Below are 21,267 nucleotides of genomic sequence, written 5' to 3' on the forward strand. Positions count from 1 at the left end.
TAGGTGGGTTGCAATACCATCCGAACATTTCGTCACTTAATCTGGTGTGTCAATCTACTAGATCATCAGAAACGTGTAAGTATCCTACAATTTTGCACCACAGTTTGGCAATCGAAAACCATACTGGTGCAGAGAAAAATCGTCATAAAAATGCCGCATATCGATTAACAGACAATTAACAACCGAGAAAGACACACAAGGCGAGGTTTTGTTGTCCCCAGCTATCCTCATTTCCCCCAACTGGTGGTATTATGCGCGACCTTCGTTGACACGGATGTAATTTACTTTCATTGAACGAAGCCAGCACGACTAACAGGTGAGATGATGCAACTACATGAACTGGTCAACACAATTGGGCAAGACTTGCAGCGCCGTTACGGTGAGAAAGTCCATAAGCTAACCCTGCATGGCGGTTTTAGCTGTCCAAACCGAGACGGCACCATAGGTCGCGGCGGGTGTACCTTCTGTAATGTTGCCTCATTTGCCGATGAAGCGACTCAACAAAAATCGATTCAGCTCCAGTTGCAAGACCGCGCCGGTGAGGTTAAGCGAGCGAAAAAGTACCTTGCGTACTTTCAGGCCTACACCAACACCTATGCTGAGGTGCAAGTCCTCAAGAACATGTATGAGGAAGCGATCTCTTCTGCTGATATCGTTGGCCTGTGTGTGGGCACGCGCCCGGACTGTGTGCCGGATGCTGTACTTGAGCTTCTCGCGGGTTATGTTGAGCAAGGCTATGAGATCTGGCTTGAGCTGGGTTTGCAAACGGCCAACAATGGCACGCTCAAGCGCATCAATCGCGGCCATGACTTTGAGTGCTACGTTGAGATGACCCAAAAAGCACGTGCGCTAGGGATTAAGGTCTGTACCCACTTAATCGTTGGTCTGCCCAAAGAGACCCATCAAGACAACATTGAGACTATGGGTAAGGTCCTTGAGGTAGGCACCGATGGTATCAAGCTTCACGGCCTACACATTGTTGAAGGCAGCACTATGGCCAAGGCCTGGCGTGCAGGGCGCCTAGACGCGCCAGAGCTTGAGACTTACGTCGAGACCGCATCAGAGATGATCCGTATGACGCCGCCAGAGGTGGTGTTCCATCGCGTCTCTTCCTCAGCAAGACGTCCGACACTGCTTTCGCCGCTATGGTGTGAAAACCGCTGGTTGGCGATGACCGAAATTGGTCGCTCATTGGATAAGTTAGGTGCTCAGGGCAGCCTAGTCGGACAGCCATTTGTTTATCAGCCGCCGGCGTAACACGAAACTTTAACGAAACCATTGAACCTGCTAGGTAGGGTGATACCCTTATTAAACTGCATTCAGGTTTGGAGTCGTTAATGAAGCAAATCAAAGGCCTTGCCCAGTTCTATGTTGACCTGTTGGTCAAGCTGGGTATCGTGCGCTTCTCTATGCTGCTCGCCATCGCTTTGGTAGCGTTGGCGGTGGTGGTCCAAGTGGGTATTACCCTCGCTTTTGAGGGGAGTGTTGATGACCTTGATATCGTCCGCTCGGTCTTTTTTGGCCTATTGGTCACGCCGTGGGCGGTGTATTTCTTATCGGTGGTGGTCGATCAACTCGAAGAGTCGCGTCAGCGACTGTCTAAAATGGTCTCCAAACTGCGTGATATGCGCAATCGTGACCAAGAGCTCAACTACCAATTGCAGCAAAACATCGCCAAGCTCAATCAACAGATTGAAGAGCGGGTCAAGGCGGAAGAAGCGCGCGAGGAGGCAATGCTCGACCTCGAGAACGAGGTTTACCATCGCGAGAAGACCCAGCTTGAGCTGGCTGAGCGTACCGCACTGCTGCGCTCATTTATCGATACCTCACCTGACCTTATCTACTACCGTAACGCCGAAGGGCTTTTTTCTGGCTGTAACCGCGCCATGGAAGAACTGCTTGGCCGCACTGAGCGTGAACTAGTCGGACTAACCCCGTGGGATGTTTATGACGAAGAGACCGCAGAAACCATTGTCACTACTGACCAGCAGGTGTTCTCCGAGAATCAATCCGTGACCTATGAGCAGTGGCTTGAGTACCCCGACGGTCGTAAGGCCTACTTTGAGCTGCGCAAGGTACCGTTTTACAGCAAAAATGGTCGTCACCTTGGGCTAGTTGGCTTTGGGCGTGACATTACCGAGCGTAAGCGTTATGAGGAATCCCTTGAGCAGGCCAGTCGCGATAAGACCACCTTTATCTCCACCATCAGCCACGAGCTGCGCACCCCCCTCAATGGCATCGTCGGCTTGAGTCGAATGCTGCTCGATACCCAGCTGGATAAAGAGCAGCGCAAGCACCTGCAAACGATCAATGTCAGTGCCGTAACTCTAGGTAATATATTCAACGATATCATCGATATGGATAAGTTTGATCGCAGTAAGCTTGAGCTGCTGCCTGCGCCGGTCAATTTTGAGGATCTGGTGGTGGAGATTGAGAACATCGCTGCCCTGATGGCCGAGCAAAAAGGTCTGCGCTTTAACCTAGAGCGCTTGAGTGACTTGCCGAGCATGATTGAGGTTGATGGTACTCGCCTGCGTCAGGTGCTGTGGAACTTGATCAGTAACGCCATGAAGTTTACCAAAGAGGGCGGGGTCGTGATGAGCGTTAGTGCCACGGTGCAGGCTGAGCGCGCTCAGATCACGATTGAGATTGAAGATACCGGGATTGGTATCCCAGAGCCCGAGCTCGAAAAGATCTTTGCGATGTATTATCAGGTAAAAAGTGGCGAACACAACCTGCATGCCGTGGGCACTGGTATTGGACTGGCGGTATCTAAGCTTCTGATCAATATGATGAATGGAGATATCACCGCCTCAAGTGAAGAGGGCTTTGGTAGCGTGTTCACCATTGACATCGATGTGCCGCTGGCCGACGCACCCGCAGAGATGCAACTGGCGGAGTATCAGCAGTGCAGCCTGAACATCTTTATGGTTGAAGATATCGAGCTGAATGTCACTGTGGCACGCTCACTGCTCGAAAGTCTTGGTCATTCGGTGACTGTGGCCATGACGGGTCAAGAGGCGCTAAGCCGCTTTGAGCCTGATGTCTATGATCTGGTGCTTTTGGATATTCAACTGCCCGACATGACGGGCTTTGAGGTGGCACATCAGCTGCGTGAGCGCTACACCAACCTGCCACCTTTAGTCGCGCTAACGGCAAATGTGATTAAAGACAAGACGGAGTATCTTAACCAAGGGCTCGATAATGCCATCAGCAAGCCGCTCTCGGTTAAGGCCATCTCAAAAGTGATCGGCAAGGTCTGTTGTGATCAAGGTTGTGGGAATGCAACGCTGGGTAAGGCAGTTGGCGGTGACGTTGAAGCCGCTCAGGCCCCAAGCAGTCCACCAGAGCCATCGAATAATAAGGTCATCTCAGCAGAGAAGTACCAGCAAATGCTCGATATCGAGATGCTGACCTCCTACATTGATATAGTCGGCACAGCGCCTGTGCTCGATAACGTCGCGTTGTTTGAGCAGAGTATGCTAGATTACATTGAGATTTTAGACTCCAACATGATGGCCAAAGATAAGGCCGGAATCGTGTCGGAGGCACATAAAATCAAAGGGGCGGCGGGCTCAATTGGGCTTAAGCACATCCAAAGTGTGGCGCAAAAGGCACAATCACCGGATTATCCAGCCTGGTCGGAAAACATCGATGACTGGGTCAATGAGATAAAATCGCAGTATGTCGCGAACATCGAGATACTCAAGCAATGGCTACAAGAGAGGGACGCACAATGAGGCGAATGCTAGTATCCACCCTAATTTGTATTGCAATACTTGGCTGTCAATCCATGCCCAACTCGCCGTTTTCTAGGTCGGTCGAGTATCACTGGTCAGTCACACTTAACAGTGTATTGTGGTTCAATATGATGCCGGCACTTGGTGATACCCCAGAGTTGCGTCTTCACGGGGCGTTGACACTGATTAATATTGATGGATTTAGTGCAGCAATGGAGATCATTGAGGTTGAACTGCATCAAAACGGTGAGAAGTATCGGATCGGTGCTGAACAATATGAGCTTCGCGCCCACTCGCAAAATCAATGGGAGGTGGTGTTTAACCTACCCATCCCCCTAGATGACCGCCGACCTGTCGACGTCTTGGTGAAGGTCTCTGAACAAGGGAAGACGTTTTGGGTGGTTGAGGAGGATGTGGGGATTGATGTCGTCTATTAAACACAGGTTCGAGGTTCGAGGACGGGCGTTGCCCTTCGAGGAGCGAGGAACCCATCGCGCGTGAAAGACTCCTCGCACCTCGGAACGCAGTGTAACCCGCACCTCGCCCCTGCAAGCATAAAAAAAGCCGCACATTTTTGTGCGGCTTTTTTTATGCTTGTGTCGGTTAGTCTTCCAACTCACCACAAAAACGGTAACCCTCACCATGGATAGTGGCGATGATTTCAGGTGTGCCTGATACCGATTCGAAGTGTTTACGGATGCGACGGATAGTGACGTCTACTGTGCGATCGTGTGGTTTAAGCTCACGGCCAGTCATCTTCTTCAGTAGGTCAGCACGTGTTTGAATTTTGCCTGGGTTCTCACAGAAGTGCAGTAGTGCGCGGAACTCAGAGCGAGGCAGCTTGTAGCTCTCGCCTGCTGGGCTCACTAGTGAGCGGCTGTTGATGTCGAGCGTCCAGCCGTTAAAACTGTACTTCTCAACCACACGCTTCTCTTCCGGCGCAGCGGCAGCGTTCATTGAGCGGCTAAGCAGGTTGCGTGCACGGATGGTCAGTTCACGTGGGTTAAATGGTTTGGTGATGTAGTCATCCGCGCCGATTTCTAGGCCAAGGATCTTATCGACTTCATTATCACGACCGGTTAAGAACATAAGTGCGATGTTGGCTTGCTCGCGAAGCTCGCGCGCAAGAAGAAGACCGTTCTTACCAGGAAGGTTGATGTCCATGATGACTAGGTTGACGCGTTGTGCTGAAAGCACTTGGTGCATCTCTTCACCATCGCTGGCTTCGAAAACAGCATATCCCTCTGCTTCAAAAATGCTCTTTAACGTGTTGCGAGTTACTTGCTCGTCTTCAACGATAAGAATCTGCGGAGTCTGCATTGGCGGTTCCTAAACTTGTAAAAATAAATGCTAAATATGAAACTCAAGCAACTGATCAACATACGAGCTACCAATTGCTAATAATAAACCAAAGTCGTTAAAAAATCAGGGGCTTTGGCAATCCGCCATCCGTGGAGCCATTCTATTATGCAGATACAATCGCTTATACGATCATACCTACTAGATTTTGATGAGCGGATTCTATAGATTTAACAGCATTCTAACAATAGTTTGATGTTAAATTCCTGCTTTTTTTTGATTTGTATCAATAGTAAACGGTTCAGTAATATCAATCAAAAATAGGTCAGGCTATAAAGAGTGATAACTGATATGACCAAGCCGCTACAAAATGAGTATACGCAGGTGCGTTTCGAACTCAGTACACAAGACTATCAGTGCTGGCGTCATTTATCGTTTGTTATTGTGACAGCATGGAACCCTGGAAGCCTGCACTTGTCACAACAAGAGAATGGAAAAAGAAATGCAGCGCTTGAAACAGACTTGGAGTCTGTTTTTTCACATAAGCTGTTGGTTGGTAACGAAAATCTTTCGTGGTCTGAATGGTCTTACCTGGTAAGGTTAGACATAAAAGACGGATTAAAACTGGCCAAAAAGTATCAACAAAAAGCGATTTATTGGGTGGAAAATGAGCAGGTTTTCTTGGTGTATTGCCAGGATAAACAACCTATAGCGATAGGCCATCTGGGCTCTTTTTTACGCCAGAAAAGGATTCAAAATTAACTCATGGAGGATATATGCAAGATATTACACCAGATATCTGTGACCACTATTCAGAGCAGGTAAAGTTGATTGATCTGCCTCTGCAGAACTATGGGCGAAGGACTGCATTTTGGGGTGAAGTTGTAACAATTTGTTGCTATCACGATAACTCCAAGGTGCGAGAGGTATTATCTCAACCAGGTCAAGGCAAGGTGTTGTTTGTTGACGGTAATGGTTCTTGCCAGAAAGCGCTACTCGGCGATCAGTTGGCTATTCTGGCGATTGAAAATGGTTGGGAAGGGATCATCGTCTATGGTGCGATACGCGATGTTGCCGCATTATCTGAGATGGACCTGGGTGTTAAAGCCCTTGCTGCTTGCCCTTTTAAGACCGAAAAACGTGGCCTTGGTAAGGTTAACGTCACCCTAACAATGCAGAACTACATGGTTCAGCCCGGTGACTATATCTATGCCGATTGGAACGGCACGCTGCTATGTGATCAAGCTCTTGATCTAGATACTGTTTTGAGTAACTAATGTTACTTTAGTGAGGTTTGGGGAGCGTTTAGAAATGCAAGCGTGTATTAAAGGTAAATAGGCCTAAAAGCGGAACCCCAAACCGAACTCAACCCCACCTTCAAGGTCTTGATAATCAAGCGTGGCATGGATATCGAGGTTTTCATGCAGGCGTAAGCGGCTCGTCAGCTCAGCAGAAAGCGTAGTCTCCGCTTCAGCTTCGTCAACTTGGTCATAGTCTTTATAGGTGTGCAGTGTTCCGTGAATTGACAATCGCTCAGTCACACTATAACCCACACCACTGAGAAGACTATTATCCCCCTCATTGAGGCGCGCCCCAATGTAGACATCAAAATTATCAAACACGCTGTAGGCATAGCCGCTGTCGATGCTCATAGTTTGATAAGCAGAGGTGATGGTGTAGCTTGAGACAAATAGCTTGTGCGATGAGACTGCTTTTTGATTGGGTAGTTGAGGTAGAATAGTGGCCGAAACCCCTGTGCTGGTACAGGCGGCAACAATGCACAGTAACGGCATAAACTTACGCATTGTAATCCTCCCTAAAACCAGCTCCTTAGCCAAATTAGTAAAGCACAGTTTGAGCGATGCGACTACGTTAAGCACAAATTTATCCCCCCTTTATCTCGATTTTTCGCAGTGGCTCAAATTTTAGTCAGAATATGTTTCTATTCCGTTACTTAAGTCACGGGGAATTGACGGGCTGCAAGGCATTTGCCTAATTTGCTCTAACTAAGTTAAATAGGGTTAATTGATTGTTTGTATAAATTAACGATTGACTTACCTATCAAAAATACGGTACTCATAGATACAGTTCACTGAAATATTGAAGAAATAGCTGTTATGTTTGCGCCACGCACTGTAATCACCACAACCACGATTATTACCGACATGACCACTGTTGGGGCGGGCTGCTGAACGAAATAAATTTCAAAAAAAGGCCTGTATCCCCAGCGGAACAGGCCTTTTTTTATAACCAAATTTGACCATTGGGAGTGAAGGGATGCGAGTTTTAAAATTTGGGGGCTCATCGTTAGCCGACGCTGATCGATTTTTGCGTGCTGCAGATATCATCGCTAATAATGCCCAGCAAGAAGAGGTGGCCGTGGTGCTCTCTGCGCCGGGCAAAACCACCAACAAACTGGTTGCGGTGATCGATGCTGCGCTGGCTGGCGGTGAGGTGGATCAGCAGATCAATGATCTAGAAATCGGACTATTCGAGTTGTTTGAGCAGGTACAAGCGGGCGTGGGGCAACTCAACGCACAAGGCTTTACCAGCCAAGTCAAAGACTCGATGGAGAATCTGCGTCAGTTTGTGCACGGGATTGCGTTATTAGGGATGTGTCCAGATAACGTCAATGCTCGGATTATCTCTAAGGGGGAGCGTGCCTCAGTCGAGCTGATGAAAGCCGTGTTAGAGGCGAAAGGCCAACCAGCCAGCCTAATTGACCCGGTAAAATACCTGCGTGCCCAAGGCCCTTCTCTCGAGGCAATGGTCGACGTCGAAACGTCATCGCATAACTTCTTCACTCACCCGTTGCCGGTAGAGCACGTTAAGATCATGCCAGGCTTTACAGCAGGTAATGATCAAGGCGAGCTAGTGACTCTAGGGCGCAACGGCTCTGACTATTCTGCGGCGGTTCTGGCTGCCTGCCTACGCGCTGAGTGCTGCGAAATTTGGACCGATGTCGACGGGGTGTACAACTGTGATCCTCGCTTGGTCGAAGATGCACGCTTACTCAAATCGCTTAGCTATCAAGAGGCAATGGAGCTTTCCTATTTTGGTGCCTCGGTATTGCACCCAAAAACCATCGCACCTATCGCGCAATTTCACATCCCATGCTTGATTAAGAACAGCTTTAATCCTCAAGGTGCCGGTACGTTGATCGGTCAAGACACCGGTGAGGACAACCTATCGATTAAAGGCATCACCACGCTGGATAACTTGGTGATGGTCAATGTTTCTGGCCCAGGTATGAAGGGCATGGTCGGCATGGCTAGCCGCGTCTTTGGTGCAATGTCTTCGGCAGGTGTCTCGATTGTCCTCATTACTCAGTCTTCATCTGAATACAGCATCAGTTTCTGTATAGAATCGGGTGACCGAGTGAAAGCGGAGATGGCGCTGAGCGAACACTTTGAGCTTGAATTGAAAGATGGCCTGCTAGAGCCGGTTGAGTTTATTAACGACCTTGCGATTGTCACACTGGTTGGTGATGGCATGCGCACCTCACGCGGTGTTGCCTCACAGTTTTTCTCCTCTTTAGCTGAGGTGAACGTCAATATCGTTGCGATTGCTCAAGGCTCATCTGAGCGTGCAATCTCGGCGGTGATCCCGGAAGATAAAATCTCAGAAGCGATCAAGGCGTGTCACGAAAACCTATTTAACTCGAAACACTTCCTTGATGTGTTTGTCGTTGGTGTCGGCGGCGTCGGTGGTGAGCTGGTGGATCAGATCCAACGTCAGCAAAGCAAGCTGGCCGGGAAGGGAATCGTGATCCGAGTGTGCGGCCTTGCGAACAGCAAAGGGTTGCTCCTTGATGGTGATGGGCTGCCACTAGAGAGCTGGCGCGATCGCATGCGTGATGTGTCAGAGCGATTCTCAGTGGCGAGTCTTGCCGCTCACGTGCAACGCAATCACATTATCAACCCAGTCTTAGTCGACTGTACTTCCAGTGAGGAGATCGCCAACCAATACGCCGACTTCCTCGCTGCGGGCTTCCACGTGGTAACACCAAACAAGAAAGCCAACACAGCAAGCATGGCTTACTATCACCAGCTGCGTGATGTGGCGCGTAACTCTCGTCGTAAGCTGTTGTATGAGACTACCGTTGGCGCAGGTCTCCCTGTTATTGAGAACTTGCAGAACCTCATCGCGGCAGGTGACGAGCTTGAGAAATTCAACGGCATCTTGTCAGGCTCACTGTCATACATCTTTGGTAAGCTTGATGAAGGCATGACGCTGAGTGAAGCGACCAATATCGCCAAAGAGAATGGTTTTACTGAACCTGATCCACGCGATGATCTATCGGGCATGGATGTGGCGCGCAAGCTTTTGATCCTTGCACGTGAAGCGGGTATGAACCTCGAGCTTGAAGACGTGGTTGTCGATCAGGCGCTGCCACCGGGCTTTGACGATTCAGGCTCAGTGGATGAGTTTATGGCGCGCCTACCACAAGCGGATGAATACTTCCGTGAGTTGTCGGCCCAAGCGGCCGAGCAGGGTAAAGTGCTGCGCTATGTGGGTGAGATCCTCGATGGTCAGTGCAAGGTTCGCATTGCATCGGTCGATGACAACGACCCTATGTTCAAGATCAAAGACGGTGAAAATGCACTGGCGTTCTATAGTCGCTACTATCAGCCGATTCCACTGGTGCTGCGCGGTTATGGCGCGGGTACAGAGGTGACTGCAGCGGGTGTCTTCTCGGATGTGATGCGCACCCTTGGCTGGAAATTAGGAGTATAAGCATGAGTCATGGACTAGATGTTACTGTTTATGCCCCGGCATCGATTGGCAACGTGAGTGTTGGTTTTGATGTGCTTGGGGCGGCGGTGTCGCCAATGGATGGGCAGCTTTTGGGCGATTGCGTCAAGGTCACTCGCGGCGTGGAGCCATTTTCGCTGCGCTGTGTTGGGCGGTTTGTCGATAAACTGCCTCAAGACCCAGAGCAAAACATTGTGTTTAACTGCTGGCAGGTGTTTGCGCGTGAGCTGGAAAAAAAGCGTATCGACCTGCTTGCGGTTGATATGACCCTTGAAAAGAACATGCCAATCGGCTCGGGGTTGGGTTCTAGTGCTTGTTCGATTGTGGCTGCGCTTGATGCACTCAACCGCTTTCACGGTCAGCCGCTGAATGAGATGGAGCTGCTTGCCCTGATGGGTGAGATGGAAGGTCAGATCTCTGGCGGCGTACATTATGATAATGTAGCTCCCTGCTACCTTGGTGGCTTACAACTGATGCTTGAAGAGCTCGGCATTATCAGCCAGTCAGTACCCTGCTTTGAGGAGTGGTACTGGGTAATGGCATACCCAGGCATCAAGGTCTCAACGGCTGAGGCACGCTCGATATTGCCATCTCAATATCGACGCCAAGATGTCATCGCTCATGGTCGTCACCTTGCTGGCTTTATTCATGCCTGTCATTCAGGGCAAGATCAGCTGGCAGCGAAGATGATTAAAGATGTGATTGCCGAGCCGTATCGAGAAAAACTCTTGCCAGGGTTTGCCAAAGCGCGGCAATATGCATCAAGCGCGGGCGCCTTGGCAACCGGAATATCAGGCAGTGGCCCGACTCTGTTCAGTATCTGTAAAGAGCAGGATGTGGCAGAGCGTGTGGCCAACTGGTTGGAACAAAACTATGTACAAAATGAAGAAGGATTCGTCCACATTTGCCGATTGGATCAAATGGGTTCGAGAGTGACAGGAAGCGAGCTATGAAGCTGTACAACATTAAAGAAAACGATGAACAAGTCTCCTTTGGCCAGGCGGTGCGCCAGGGGCTAGGGCGCAATCAAGGGCTATTTTTCCCAGCCGAGCTACCGTATTTTGATGATATTGATGCGTTGCTGGAGCAAGACTTTGTTACTCGCAGCAGTAAGATCTTATCGGCCCTGATTGGTGACGAGTTATCGGCCTCTCAAGTTGAAGCACTCGTCGATGCGGCCTTTCAGTTCCCAGCACCAATCAAGGCAGTGAAAGATGGTGTGTATGCCCTTGAGCTGTTCCATGGTCCGACACTGGCGTTTAAAGACTTTGGCGGTCGTTTTATGGCTCAGTCTCTGGCTGCAGTCTCCGATGGTGGCAAGATCACTATCCTAACGGCCACCTCGGGCGATACTGGCGCGGCTGTGGCGCATGCCTTTTACGGTATGGAAGACATCAATGTGGTGATTTTATATCCAAAGGGTAAGATCAGCCCGCTGCAAGAGAAGCTGTTCTGTACGCTGGGTAAGAATATTCATACTGTTGCGATTGATGGTGATTTTGATGCCTGTCAGGCGCTGGTTAAGCAGGCCTTTGATGATCAGGCGCTACGTGAAGAGATTGGTCTTAATTCTGCCAACTCTATCAATATCAGCCGCCTAATGGCGCAGATTTGCTACTACTTTGAGGCTGCCTCACAGCTGACCAAGCAGCAGCGCGAGAACTTAGTCGTTTCCGTACCAAGCGGCAACTTTGGTAACCTCACCGCTGGCCTGTTGGCCAAAGCCATGGGGCTGCCAATCAAGCGCTTTATTGCGGCCACTAACGCCAACGATACCGTGCCTCGCTATCTAGAGACGGGTAAGTGGGAACCAAAACCAACTGTCGCAACGACGTCAAATGCTATGGATGTCAGTCAGCCAAACAACTGGCCGCGCATCGAAGAGCTTTGCCGTGTTAAGCAGTGGGGGCTTGAAACCCTAGGTAAGGGTGCAGTAAGCGATGCGCAGAGCAGCGAGTCGGTGAAAGAGTTACATCAGCAGGGTTACCTATGTGAGCCCCATGGTGCGATTGCCTATCGCGTGCTGGATGAGCAATTAGCTGATGGCGAGACCGGCCTGTTCTTGTGTACCGCACACCCGGCCAAGTTTAAAGAAGTCGTCGATGAGATCCTAGCGACCGATATCGAGCTGCCAGGGCCTCTGGCGAAGCATGCAGCGATGGAGCTTCTGTCTGAAGATCTTGCCAACGATTTTGACGCTCTTAAGGCGGTACTGCGTAAAGTACAATAATTAGTGTGGGGGAGCCGTGGCTTCCCTGTCATTTGAAAATCCGATGATTTTTGAAAATAAAAAAACGGCGCTCATTGAGCGCCGTTTTTCAATTTGGATTACAGATTATAGAGACTCTGTAAAGGTACGTGCGATTACGTCACGCTGCTGCTCTGGAGTTAGAGAGTTGAAGCGAACTGCGTAACCCGATACACGGATAGTCAGCTGTGGGTACTCTTCTGGGTGCTTAACAGCGTCTTCTAGCGTTTCACGCTTAAGAACGTTCACGTTTAGGTGTTGACCACCTTCGATGCGTGCAGCTGTTTCGATAGCCACTTCGCGAGACTCGAATTCGCCTAGGTCAGAAGCTGGAACAACTTGGTCAGCTTCGTAGCCAGTGTTAGCCACAACACAGCGAGCTTCGTTAGTCTCGCTATCTAGTAGCCAGATAGAGTTAAGTAGAGCGTCGTTTGCTGATTTTGTAATTTGAATGCCTTGAATCATCACTTTCTCCTAGTCCACTTAGTGGAAATATGTTGATGTTAGTTTTCAGTATTATTGTTGAGCTATGTATCTTGTAGCTGATGGAGTCTATTCTAATATTGATTTGAGTCAAAAAACAACTAAAAACCACATCTTTTTTAAGTTAATTTTTTTGTTCTATATCAATAAAACCCCGTAAAATAAGGTCTGGTAACTATATTTTAATGTTTAAAATATTTTTAAATGGACATTTTGTAGTAAATTTACTACAAAATGTCGCTGGAAATTTGCTCAAGCTCCCAAGTTACGGTGGGCAGCTTGGGTGTCATGTAAGTTTAGAGAGATCAAATGTTACAAACGAAAAATGCGGCGATGGCAGGCAAATTTGCTGACGCAAATGTGAAATTTGTTGGCGCGCACGTGTCGGCTGCGGGTGGGGTGGAGAATGCACCATTGCGAGCGCACCAAATTGGTGCCAATGCATTCGCTTTGTTTACCAAAAATCAGCGTCAGTGGGTCGCAAAGCCATTGACCCCAGAATCGATTGAGCAGTTTCAATACAACTGTGAGCAGTATGGCTTCTCGGCGCAGCAGATCCTACCGCACGACTCCTATTTGATTAACCTAGGCCATCCAGAGGAAGAAAAGCTTGTCAAGTCCCGCGCCGCCTTTATTGATGAAATGGAGCGTTGCCAGCAGCTTGGGTTGACTCTGCTTAACTTTCACCCTGGTAGTCATTTAAAACAAATCGATGAGGATGCGTGCCTCGACTTGATTGCCGAATCGATCAATCTTGCCCATCAAGCGGTGCCCGATGTGATAGCGGTGATTGAGAACACTGCAGGCCAAGGTTCCAACTTAGGCTGGGATTTTGCTCACCTAGCGCACATTATTGATAAGGTAGAAGATAAAAGCCGTGTTGGCGTGTGCTTAGATACCTGTCATCTGTTTGCCGCTGGCTACGATTTGAGTTCGGAGTCGGCCTGTGAGGCGACCTTTGCTGAGTTTGATCGCGTGGTTGGTATGCACTTTCTTAAGGCGATGCACCTAAATGATTCAAAGACACCACTGGGTAGCCGAGTGGATCGCCATCATTCTTTAGGGGAAGGGCATATCGGCTGGGCATGTTTTGACTATATATCGCGTGACCCTCGCTTTGGCCAGATGCCGCTGATCCTTGAAACCATTGACTCCGAGCGCTGGCCAGAGGAGATCATTGCTGTGCGTGAGGGGCGCTAAGAATAATTTTGTGAGGTGGCTGAAAAGTTGGCACTGTTTTTTCATATAGAAAATTGAATAGTGAAAATAGAGCACTATCTAGTGAACCATCAACCATCGGAGATTTTGCCATGACAACTCGTTTCTCAGCCCCTCGCACCAGCCTACACAGAGCCGTTCCTAACCGTCACGTTTCAGGAAGAGGCCACTTCCGTGTACCTCAACCGAGACGCTAATTATGAACCTAAGACTTATCTGTCCAATGATGACCCAGGCTCGGTAACGCGCTACAATCTACCGCTTACTTGGTTGTAACGAGATTGAGACATGGTCACTTGGACAGAGGTCATTGGCTGCGAGAAGCAGCAACCCTACTTTCAGCAAACCCTAGAATTTGTTCAGCAGCAGCGTAATGCGGGTAAAACCGTTTTTCCACCAGAGAAAGATGTCTTCAATGCCTTTCGCGCCACCGAGTTCGCTGACATCAAAGTGGTCATCCTAGGCCAAGATCCCTACCACGGTCCCAACCAAGCCCATGGCTTGTGCTTCTCTGTGCTGCCCGGCATCAAAACCCCGCCATCTTTGGTGAACATGTACAAAGAGCTTGCCTCCGATATTGAAGGTTTCACTATTCCAGCGCATGGCTACCTGCAGAGCTGGGCTGAGCAAGGTGTACTGCTGCTCAACACGGTACTGACGGTGGAGCAGGGTAAGGCACACTCTCACGCCAAGTCAGGCTGGGAGACGTTCACTGACAGAGTTATAGAGGCAATAAACCTGCACCAGTCTGGCGTGGTGTTCTTGCTTTGGGGCGCTCACGCGCAAAAGAAGGGACGTTTTATCGACCGAGACAAGCATCATGTTTTATCTGCGCCGCACCCGTCGCCTCTGTCTGCGCATCGAGGCTTCTTTGGCTGCAAGCATTTCTCTATGGCAAACCAGATACTTAAATCTCAATCAAGAGCGGAGGTTGATTGGTGCCTGCCGACGCAGGTTGGTGTGGTAAAAGAGCAATTGTCTAAAGATTGAACAGGGTCAAGCTAATGTTGTCTACCTTGCTATACACTTACTGAATGTAGGTGTTAAGGAGAAACATCATGATGATCGAACGCATCAGGCGCGAGCATGGCTATATGGTGCGCCTGTTGGCCATGTTACGTCGCAAGCTGGTCTCTATCAAAGACGAGCAGACAATCAACTACAGCTTGATCCGAGAGATAGTCGCGTATCTTGCCAATCATTCAGAGAAAGTTCACCACCCAAAAGAGGATATTCTCTATCGTTACTACATTGAGCACTATGATGCCAATGGCGCGATGGCCAACCTTGAGCAGGAACACGAGCAGTTATCGGGCAAGACCCATGACTTTTTAGATACGCTGGATATGATCCTGGCTGATGCAGTCATACCGCAAGATGTGTTTGTTGCCCAGCTTGAAGAGTTCCTCAATCTGCAGCGCAACCACCTCGACTTCGAAGAACAATCAATCCTGCCTCAGATTGCCAACTCGTTTACCACCAAAGATTGGCAACGCGTTGAGGCGTTATGGAGCACTGAAGAGAGCGATCCGGTATTTGGTGATACCATTGCCGATGAATACTTGCTGCTGGCGGATAGGGTACGCCGTGGTGAGCGAGAGTGTGTATAACCCAACCTATCTAGGAATCACGGGATACATAACTAAAAAGGCACCATCAGGTGCCTTTTCCATTCATTTAGTAATCCAAATCATCGATATCGTAGGAGATATCCATCTCCATCAACTCTTTGCGTAGGCGCTGCCTATCTTTAATTGCCTCAATCTCGCGCCACTTTCTCTTGATCGGTTTTGAGCGCGATGCTTTTACTACTGGGATTTCCATATCTAGCTGGTCATCGAATTGTAAGCCTTCCATAAGCTACCTCTGACGTAGTTCCTGACAAATAGGGTCAATATTGTTGTGGCCGCCCAAGCGAGCCGTTCTAATAGCATGCATGCCGTGTGCCAAACGTGTGGTACTCGCCGCATTGCGATCGTTTCCTCGCAACGGTTTATTGCGGCAATTTCATGCGACACTAACGATATATCATGAACATCCCCAACCTAACCATGATTTATTTCTCATTTGTTGCACAGGGGTGAAGGTTTTACGACGCTTTTGACGTCGAATTCACACTATTAAGGCTGTTTGAGTTCTACGCTTTAGCCTGTCGCCCTAGCTCGGACGCAAGCTGAGGGCGTCATTCTCGACACTAACTGTCTAATTATTCATCGTTTGAATGTTTGCGGCGAAAAAAATTCGATGCAATGACCTTGTTAAGTGACAGTAGGAACTTTGTGCTGCAATTAGGGGGTAAATTTTAGGTCGTTGGGAGGGAGAGTTATGCTGAGCTTGAGTGTGACTCCGGTAGTGCGTGCCTGATGATGTCGGGTCTAGTGAGCATCTTACCTCTTTTCTCCCTCTAAGTAGGTAGATAACGAGATAGAAGACGATGTGAGATGAAAATTAAACACACATTTCGTCATGCCCATGTAGTATTAATGTAAATATTCTGTTTGGTTTTGCTTTGGGTGTGTAATGTTGCATATTGATTTTTGAACTGGCTCAACGCATCATCCCGCCGTCAAAATTCGACAACTACAAGTCATAATGCATGACTATGCATTAATGAACGGATAACTTTCGCCTAGATCATGTTTTTTTGCATGAAGATACATCGGCCGTTATTCGCAATGAGAGGTTACAGTGACAGATATCATCAATCTAATGAACGATCTCCTTTGGGGCTCGATCCTAGTTTATTTGCTCGTCGGTGTCGGTATCTACTTTACCGTCCGTCTGGGCTTCATTCAGTTCCGCCATTTCCGCCATATGTTCTCGGTACTGCGCAACAGTCGCAAGGCCGATAAAGCGGGCATCTCTTCCTTCCAAGCCTTGTGTACCAGTCTCGCAGCGCGTGTTGGTACCGGGAACATGGCCGGTGTGGCTGTGGCGTTGACCGTCGGTGGTCCTGGCGCGATCTTCTGGATGTGGTTGATTGCCATGCTAGGTATGGCGACCTCGTTCGCAGAGAGCACTCTGGCGCAGCTATACAAAACCAAAGATGAAGACGGTAACTACCGTGGTGGTCCGGCTTACTACATGGAGAAGGGCCTTGGTATGCGCTGGATGGGCGTGCTGTTCTCTATCTTCTTGATCATCGCCTTTGGTTTGGTGTTTAACGCCGTTCAAGCTAACTCTATCGCTAGTGCGATGAACACCGCTTTTGGCTGGGATGAGACTTACGTTGGTGTCGGTGTGGTTGTTTTGTCTGCAGTGGTGATCTTTGGTGGGATCAAGCGTATTGCGCGCACAGCTGAGCTTATCGTGCCTTTGATGGCGCTGCTGTACTTGTTGCTTGCACTGTTCATCATGCTGACTAACCTAGACAAGCTGCCTGCAGTCTTGTCACTCATCATCAAGAGCGCGTTTGGTCTGCAAGAGGCTGCAGCGGGTGGCCTAGGCTACGCCATTGCTCAAGCGATGATTAATGGTATCAAGCGTGGTCTGTTCTCGAATGAAGCGGGTATGGGCTCTGCGCCAAACGCAGCTGCTTCTGCAACGCCTTACCCGCCGCACCCGGCATCTCAAGGTTATGTTCAGATGCTTGGCGTGTTTATGGACACTATCGTGATCTGTTCAGCGACAGTGGCGATCATCTTGATGTCGGGCGAGTATCTAGGCACTGAAACGGCTGTTACGGGTATTGAGCTAACTCAGCGCGCAGTGAGCTCGCAAGTAGGTGACTGGGGCGCGGTGTTCGTCGCGGTAGCTATCTTCTTCTTCGCCTTCACCTCGATCATCGCGAACTACTCTTACGCGGAAACGAACTTGATCTTTCTAGAGCATAACCACAAAGGTGGTTTGGGTCTGTTCCGTCTTGTGGTGCTTGGCATGGTCATGTTTGGTGCAGTGGCTTCATTACCTGTAGTATGGGCGTTAGCGGATGTCTCTATGGGCTTGATGGCGATTGTTAACTTGGTGGCCATCCTATTGCTATCGGGTATCGTGGTGAAACTGGCCAAAGACTACAACCGTCAGTTGTCTGAGGGTAAAGTGCCAACCTTTGATGCCAATGACTTCCCTGAGCTGCAATCTCAGCTTGAAGAGGGCATCTGGGATAACAAACAGCCAAAGCAGTGAGCGATAGCTGTTGCCGATTGAAATGATTGAAAAAGCCATGCAGACAACGCATGGCTTTTTTTATAACCTATAAACACCCGGTCATGTGGGAATAAGAAAAAGATTATAAGGAAGTGTTGTCATGCTTATCGTTGTTTCTCCAGCCAAAACGCTCGATTATGAGTCGCCACTGGCGACGGAGCGCTATACTCAACCTGAATTGATTGAGCACTCTGCTGAGCTGATCGAAGAGTGTCGTAAACTGACGCCGGCCGATGTCAGTGCACTTATGAAGGTCAGTGATAAGATTGCCGGACTCAACGTGGCGCGCTTTGAGCAGTGGAGCGAGAGCTTCACCCAGGACAATTCTCGTCAAGCGATCTTAGCCTTTAAGGGCGATGTCTATACTGGTTTAGAGGCGCAAACATTGGATGAGGCAGGGTTTGATTATGCTCAGCGTCACCTGCGTATGCTGTCAGGCTTGTATGGTCTACTCAAACCTCTGGACTTGATGCAGCCCTATCGCTTAGAGATGGGCACCAAGCTTGCCAACCGTCGCGGTACTAACCTGTATCAATTCTGGGGGGAGATCATCACCAATAAGCTCAATCAGGCCGTTGCTGAGCAAGGCGATGACATCTTGGTTAACTTGGCCTCAAACGAATACTTTAAAGCGGTCAAGCCAAAACAGCTGGCAGCGAAAGTCATCACCCCAGTTTTCAAAGACTGCAAAAATGGTCAGTACAAGGTGATCAGTTTTTACGCCAAAAAGGCGCGCGGTATGATGGCTCGCTATATCATCGACCATCAGGTGGACACTATCGAAGCGCTGAAGAGTTTTGATGTCGCCGGCTACTATTTCGTCGCAGCCGAATCTACTGATAGCGAGTTGGTGTTTAAGCGCGAAGAGCAACAGTAGGCGTAAGAGTTGGCGGTAAAGGAGAGGGTGTATGTGGAATCGGTTTAAGCAATGGATAGCGCGTGGCATAGCACGCTACGATGCGTGGTGTCAGTCGCTCGGTCTCACGCCAGAGAATAAACGCAGTTGTGTTCCGTACCGCCGCGACCCTGCCTCTGATCCCGAAATGACCTGTACATCGAAGTCCAATGACGATCATTAACGATCAGATTGAGGGAGCCAGCCTCCCTCTTTTCGACACCCATTGTCACTTTGACTTTGCGGTGTTTGAGGGGCAGTTTGATAAGCACCTCTCCTCTGCTCAGCGGCAAGGGGTACAGAAGATCATGCTGCCCGCGGTTGGACCGCAAAACTGGCATCGACTTGAGTCACTCAGCCAGCGTCATTGTGCGATATACTGGGCGCTTGGTTATCATCCAAATTTTCTCACCACAAAATCACTCGATCTCACCCCCTCTCTGTCCAAGGCGTTCGACCAAGCAACACAAAAACCACTCGCGATAGGAGAGTGTGGCTTAGATGGTTTGACCGATATCGACGCTCAAATGCAACAAGCAGTGCTGCAATCTCATCTCGATGCTGCTAACGAGCTTGAGCTACCTGTCATTTTGCACTGCGTAAAAGCGCATAATGAGCTTTTACGCACCTTGAAGCAAACACCTGCCAGGGCGGGCGGGGTGCTGCATGGCTATTCTGGCAGTTATGACCTGGCGATGCGTTTTGTTGATAAAGGGATAAAAATTGGTGTCGGGGGTGTGATCACTTATCCGCGAGCAAACAAAACTCGCAACGCAATCAGTGCTTTGCCAAACGATTGCCTAGTGCTTGAAACCGATGCCCCCGACATGCCCCTAAGCGGTTTTCAGGGGGAGCCCAATCACCCCAAGCGTTTACCGCTGATCCTCAACACAGTTTGTGATCTAAAGCAAACGGATACGCAAACGATTGCCTCACAGTTTTGGCGAAACTCTCTAGAATTGTTTTCGATTTGTGAATAATCTAGAGGTTTTCTGTGTTTTAGAACTGCTCATTTAAATTTGAGTGTGATCTTTGTCACATTTTTGATTGTGCGTGTCATGAATACCCTAAAAAAGTGTGAGGGTGGCATTACTTTCTACCTAAAGTGATGAGTATAATTGCGCCGCTTTTGAGCTTCACTATCTAATCGCCTAACAAATAACCTATAAGGAAGTCATAAACTATGAGCCTGTTTATGAGCCTGGTTGGTATGGCTGTGCTACTTGGTATCGCCCTTGCACTGTCTAGCAACCGCAAAGCTATTAATCTACGAACTGTTGGTGGTGCATTCGCTATCCAATTCATCATCGGTGGTTTCGTTCTTTACGTCCCTTGGGGTCGTGATCTACTTGCTGGTTTCTCAGCAGGTGTACAAAACGTTATCGACTACGGTAAAGACGGTACTGGTTTCCTATTTGGTAGCCTAGTTAACTTCTCAGTTGACGGTATCGGCTTCATCTTTGCGTTCCAAGTACTGCCAACACTAATTTTCTTCTCTGCACTTATCTCAGTACTTTACTACGTAGGTATCATGCAGTGGGTCATCAAGGTTCTTGGTGGCGGTCTGCAAAAGGCGCTAGGTACTTCTCGTGCCGAGTCTATGTCTGCAGCAGCAAACATCTTTGTTGGTCAAACTGAGGCTCCTCTAGTTGTACGTCCATTCGTACCTCGCATGACTCAATCTGAGTTGTTCGCGGTAATGTGTGGTGGTCTAGCTTCTGTTGCTGGTGGTGTACTAGCGGGTTACGCATCTATGGGTGTGCCTCTTGAGTACCTAGTTGCAGCGTCATTCATGGCAGCACCTGGTGGTCTACTGTTCGCTAAGATCATCATGCCTGAGACGGATACACCAAACGATGACCTAGACTCTGACATCGACGGCGGCGACGACAAGCCAGCTAACGTTATCGATGCAGCGGCAAGCGGCGCGTCTGTTGGTCTACAACTGGCTCTAAACGTTGGTGCAATGCTACTGGCATTCATCGGTCTAATTGCTCTCGTTAACGGCGTACTTGGCGGCGTTGGCGGTTGGTTCGGCATGCCTGAACTGACTCTAGAACTACTCCTAGGTTGGATCTTCTCTCCACTAGCATTCCTAATCGGTGTGCCATGGGATGAAGCTGTACTAGCAGGTTCTTTCATCGGTCAAAAACTGGTTGTGAACGAATTCGTTGCTTACCTAAACTTCGTACCATTTGTGGGTGAAGGCGCTCAAATTGTTGAAGCGACTGGTCAAGTAATGACAGAGAAGACTCAAGCAATCATCTCATTTGCACTATGTGGTTTTGCGAACCTTTCTTCTATCGCAATCCTACTAGGTGGTCTAGGTGGTCTAGCGCCAAACCGTCGTCACGACATCGCTCGTATGGGTGTTAAAGCCGTGGCAGCAGGTACGCTATCTAACCTAATGGCAGCAACTATTGCTGGTCTATTCCTATCTTTCTAATTACTTAGAAAGAAATATATAGACGCTAAAATGTCGC

The 21,267-nt window shown here is 49.0% G+C and carries 20 protein-coding genes and 1 other annotated feature; of the genes, 16 read left to right on the forward strand and 4 right to left on the reverse strand.

Annotation, left to right across the window (positions count from 1 at the left end):
• Positions 1–324 precede the first annotated feature (324 nt).
• From mnmL to ACZ5R2_RS05160, 3 genes are all read left to right on the forward strand, one after another.
• Positions 325–1,257, forward strand: a complete 933-nt coding sequence (mnmL, locus tag ACZ5R2_RS05150; RefSeq protein ID WP_464902312.1) for a tRNA modification radical SAM protein MnmL/YtqA — start codon at positions 325–327, stop codon at positions 1,255–1,257.
• Between the two features lie 80 nt (positions 1,258–1,337).
• A complete protein-coding gene (gene arcB / locus ACZ5R2_RS05155) occupies positions 1,338–3,740 on the forward strand; it encodes an aerobic respiration two-component sensor histidine kinase ArcB (protein ID WP_464901296.1) in 2,403 nt (800 codons plus the stop codon).
• Positions 3,741–3,868: 128 nt separating this feature from the next.
• The gene (locus ACZ5R2_RS05160) at positions 3,869–4,177 is read left to right on the forward strand and encodes a hypothetical protein (RefSeq protein ID WP_464901297.1); all 309 of its coding nucleotides are present in this window, start codon (positions 3,869–3,871) and stop codon (positions 4,175–4,177) included.
• Between the two features lie 166 nt (positions 4,178–4,343).
• On the opposite strand, the gene arcA is transcribed toward ACZ5R2_RS05160, so the two are convergent.
• On the reverse strand, positions 4,344–5,060 hold the full coding sequence (arcA, locus tag ACZ5R2_RS05165; RefSeq protein ID WP_438459086.1) for a two-component system response regulator ArcA: 717 nt from the start codon (positions 5,058–5,060) through the stop codon (positions 4,344–4,346).
• A gap of 330 nt (positions 5,061–5,390) precedes the next feature.
• Between arcA and ACZ5R2_RS05170 the strand changes: the two genes are divergently transcribed.
• Both ACZ5R2_RS05170 and ACZ5R2_RS05175 read left to right on the forward strand, forming a co-directional pair.
• Positions 5,391–5,801, forward strand: a complete 411-nt coding sequence (locus tag ACZ5R2_RS05170) for a DUF3293 domain-containing protein (protein ID WP_464901298.1) — start codon at positions 5,391–5,393, stop codon at positions 5,799–5,801.
• Positions 5,802–5,815: 14 nt separating this feature from the next.
• Positions 5,816–6,316, forward strand: a complete 501-nt coding sequence (locus ACZ5R2_RS05175; RefSeq protein ID WP_464901299.1) for a putative 4-hydroxy-4-methyl-2-oxoglutarate aldolase — start codon at positions 5,816–5,818, stop codon at positions 6,314–6,316.
• A gap of 63 nt (positions 6,317–6,379) precedes the next feature.
• Here the strand turns inward: ACZ5R2_RS05175 and ACZ5R2_RS05180 are convergent, their stop codons facing one another.
• Positions 6,380–6,844 (reverse strand): hypothetical protein, encoded by a 465-nt coding sequence (locus ACZ5R2_RS05180; RefSeq protein WP_464901300.1) that lies wholly within the window; start codon positions 6,842–6,844, stop codon positions 6,380–6,382.
• Between the two features lie 328 nt (positions 6,845–7,172).
• Positions 7,173–7,286: a sequence feature (Thr leader region), on the forward strand.
• Positions 7,287–7,316: 30 nt separating this feature from the next.
• Between ACZ5R2_RS05180 and thrA the strand changes: the two genes are divergently transcribed.
• Genes thrA through thrC form a run of 3 tightly spaced genes read left to right on the forward strand, consistent with a single transcriptional unit; the run spans position 7,317 to position 12,024 of the window.
• Positions 7,317–9,776, forward strand: coding sequence for a bifunctional aspartate kinase/homoserine dehydrogenase I (gene thrA, locus ACZ5R2_RS05185; protein WP_464901301.1), 2,460 nt, complete (start codon positions 7,317–7,319; stop codon positions 9,774–9,776).
• A 2-nt stretch (positions 9,777–9,778) separates the two neighbouring features.
• On the forward strand, positions 9,779–10,747 hold the full coding sequence (gene thrB / locus ACZ5R2_RS05190; RefSeq protein WP_464901302.1) for a homoserine kinase: 969 nt from the start codon (positions 9,779–9,781) through the stop codon (positions 10,745–10,747).
• Complete coding sequence (gene thrC, locus ACZ5R2_RS05195; protein WP_464901303.1) at positions 10,744–12,024, forward strand: threonine synthase; 1,281 nt, start codon at positions 10,744–10,746, stop codon at positions 12,022–12,024. Before thrB ends, thrC begins: the two co-directional genes overlap by 4 nt.
• Before the next feature lie 105 nt (positions 12,025–12,129).
• On the opposite strand, the gene grcA is transcribed toward thrC, so the two are convergent.
• A complete protein-coding gene (grcA, locus tag ACZ5R2_RS05200) occupies positions 12,130–12,507 on the reverse strand; it encodes an autonomous glycyl radical cofactor GrcA (RefSeq protein ID WP_464901304.1) in 378 nt (125 codons plus the stop codon).
• Between the two features lie 351 nt (positions 12,508–12,858).
• Between grcA and nfo the strand changes: the two genes are divergently transcribed.
• The 3 genes from nfo to ACZ5R2_RS05215 all read left to right on the forward strand — a co-directional run bounded on the left by nfo (position 12,859) and on the right by ACZ5R2_RS05215 (position 15,353).
• Positions 12,859–13,725, forward strand: a complete 867-nt coding sequence (nfo, locus tag ACZ5R2_RS05205) for a deoxyribonuclease IV (protein WP_464902313.1) — start codon at positions 12,859–12,861, stop codon at positions 13,723–13,725.
• A 306-nt stretch (positions 13,726–14,031) separates the two neighbouring features.
• On the forward strand, positions 14,032–14,733 hold the full coding sequence (ung, locus tag ACZ5R2_RS05210; protein WP_464901305.1) for a uracil-DNA glycosylase: 702 nt from the start codon (positions 14,032–14,034) through the stop codon (positions 14,731–14,733).
• 68 nt (positions 14,734–14,801) lie between these two features.
• Complete coding sequence (locus ACZ5R2_RS05215) at positions 14,802–15,353, forward strand: hemerythrin domain-containing protein (RefSeq protein WP_464901306.1); 552 nt, start codon at positions 14,802–14,804, stop codon at positions 15,351–15,353.
• 67 nt (positions 15,354–15,420) lie between these two features.
• Here ACZ5R2_RS05215 and ACZ5R2_RS05220 read toward each other — a convergent pair whose 3' ends face one another.
• Complete coding sequence (locus ACZ5R2_RS05220; protein ID WP_438459075.1) at positions 15,421–15,600, reverse strand: DUF3545 family protein; 180 nt, start codon at positions 15,598–15,600, stop codon at positions 15,421–15,423.
• 831 nt (positions 15,601–16,431) lie between these two features.
• Here ACZ5R2_RS05220 and ACZ5R2_RS05225 point away from each other — a divergent pair.
• The 5 genes from ACZ5R2_RS05225 (at position 16,432) to ACZ5R2_RS05245 (ending at position 21,230) form a co-directional block, all read left to right on the forward strand.
• Positions 16,432–17,868 (forward strand): alanine/glycine:cation symporter family protein, encoded by a 1,437-nt coding sequence (locus ACZ5R2_RS05225; RefSeq protein WP_464901307.1) that lies wholly within the window; start codon positions 16,432–16,434, stop codon positions 17,866–17,868.
• A 121-nt stretch (positions 17,869–17,989) separates the two neighbouring features.
• Positions 17,990–18,766, forward strand: a complete 777-nt coding sequence (gene yaaA / locus ACZ5R2_RS05230; protein ID WP_464901308.1) for a peroxide stress protein YaaA — start codon at positions 17,990–17,992, stop codon at positions 18,764–18,766.
• A gap of 31 nt (positions 18,767–18,797) precedes the next feature.
• Positions 18,798–18,968, forward strand: a complete 171-nt coding sequence (locus ACZ5R2_RS05235; RefSeq protein WP_464901309.1) for a hypothetical protein — start codon at positions 18,798–18,800, stop codon at positions 18,966–18,968.
• The gene (locus ACZ5R2_RS05240) at positions 18,955–19,764 is read left to right on the forward strand and encodes a TatD family hydrolase (RefSeq protein ID WP_464901310.1); all 810 of its coding nucleotides are present in this window, start codon (positions 18,955–18,957) and stop codon (positions 19,762–19,764) included. Before ACZ5R2_RS05235 ends, ACZ5R2_RS05240 begins: the two co-directional genes overlap by 14 nt.
• Positions 19,765–19,967: 203 nt before the next feature.
• A complete protein-coding gene (locus ACZ5R2_RS05245) occupies positions 19,968–21,230 on the forward strand; it encodes a NupC/NupG family nucleoside CNT transporter (protein ID WP_464901311.1) in 1,263 nt (420 codons plus the stop codon).
• Positions 21,231–21,267: the final 37 nt, after the last annotated feature.

The organism is Vibrio sabulosilitoris (assembly GCF_055391395.1).

What these genes read in the sequence shown, in the direction of transcription:
- mnmL (WP_464902312.1), top strand. Translation starts at nt 325, where the DNA reads ATGCAACTACATGAACTGGTCAACACAATTGGGCAAGACTTGCAGCGC.
- arcB (WP_464901296.1), top strand. Translation starts at nt 1,338, where the DNA reads ATGAAGCAAATCAAAGGCCTTGCCCAGTTCTATGTTGACCTGTTGGTC.
- ACZ5R2_RS05160 (WP_464901297.1), top strand. Translation starts at nt 3,869, where the DNA reads ATGATGCCGGCACTTGGTGATACCCCAGAGTTGCGTCTTCACGGGGCG.
- arcA (WP_438459086.1), bottom strand. Translation starts at nt 5,060, where the DNA reads ATGCAGACTCCGCAGATTCTTATCGTTGAAGACGAGCAAGTAACTCGC.
- ACZ5R2_RS05170 (WP_464901298.1), top strand. Translation starts at nt 5,391, where the DNA reads ATGACCAAGCCGCTACAAAATGAGTATACGCAGGTGCGTTTCGAACTC.
- ACZ5R2_RS05175 (WP_464901299.1), top strand. Translation starts at nt 5,816, where the DNA reads ATGCAAGATATTACACCAGATATCTGTGACCACTATTCAGAGCAGGTA.
- ACZ5R2_RS05180 (WP_464901300.1), bottom strand. Translation starts at nt 6,844, where the DNA reads ATGCGTAAGTTTATGCCGTTACTGTGCATTGTTGCCGCCTGTACCAGC.
- thrA (WP_464901301.1), top strand. Translation starts at nt 7,317, where the DNA reads ATGCGAGTTTTAAAATTTGGGGGCTCATCGTTAGCCGACGCTGATCGA.
- thrB (WP_464901302.1), top strand. Translation starts at nt 9,779, where the DNA reads ATGAGTCATGGACTAGATGTTACTGTTTATGCCCCGGCATCGATTGGC.
- thrC (WP_464901303.1), top strand. Translation starts at nt 10,744, where the DNA reads ATGAAGCTGTACAACATTAAAGAAAACGATGAACAAGTCTCCTTTGGC.
- grcA (WP_464901304.1), bottom strand. Translation starts at nt 12,507, where the DNA reads ATGATTCAAGGCATTCAAATTACAAAATCAGCAAACGACGCTCTACTT.
- nfo (WP_464902313.1), top strand. Translation starts at nt 12,859, where the DNA reads ATGGCAGGCAAATTTGCTGACGCAAATGTGAAATTTGTTGGCGCGCAC.
- ung (WP_464901305.1), top strand. Translation starts at nt 14,032, where the DNA reads ATGGTCACTTGGACAGAGGTCATTGGCTGCGAGAAGCAGCAACCCTAC.
- ACZ5R2_RS05215 (WP_464901306.1), top strand. Translation starts at nt 14,802, where the DNA reads ATGATGATCGAACGCATCAGGCGCGAGCATGGCTATATGGTGCGCCTG.
- ACZ5R2_RS05220 (WP_438459075.1), bottom strand. Translation starts at nt 15,600, where the DNA reads ATGGAAGGCTTACAATTCGATGACCAGCTAGATATGGAAATCCCAGTA.
- yaaA (WP_464901308.1), top strand. Translation starts at nt 17,990, where the DNA reads ATGCTTATCGTTGTTTCTCCAGCCAAAACGCTCGATTATGAGTCGCCA.
- ACZ5R2_RS05235 (WP_464901309.1), top strand. Translation starts at nt 18,798, where the DNA reads ATGTGGAATCGGTTTAAGCAATGGATAGCGCGTGGCATAGCACGCTAC.
- ACZ5R2_RS05240 (WP_464901310.1), top strand. Translation starts at nt 18,955, where the DNA reads ATGACGATCATTAACGATCAGATTGAGGGAGCCAGCCTCCCTCTTTTC.
- ACZ5R2_RS05245 (WP_464901311.1), top strand. Translation starts at nt 19,968, where the DNA reads ATGAGCCTGTTTATGAGCCTGGTTGGTATGGCTGTGCTACTTGGTATC.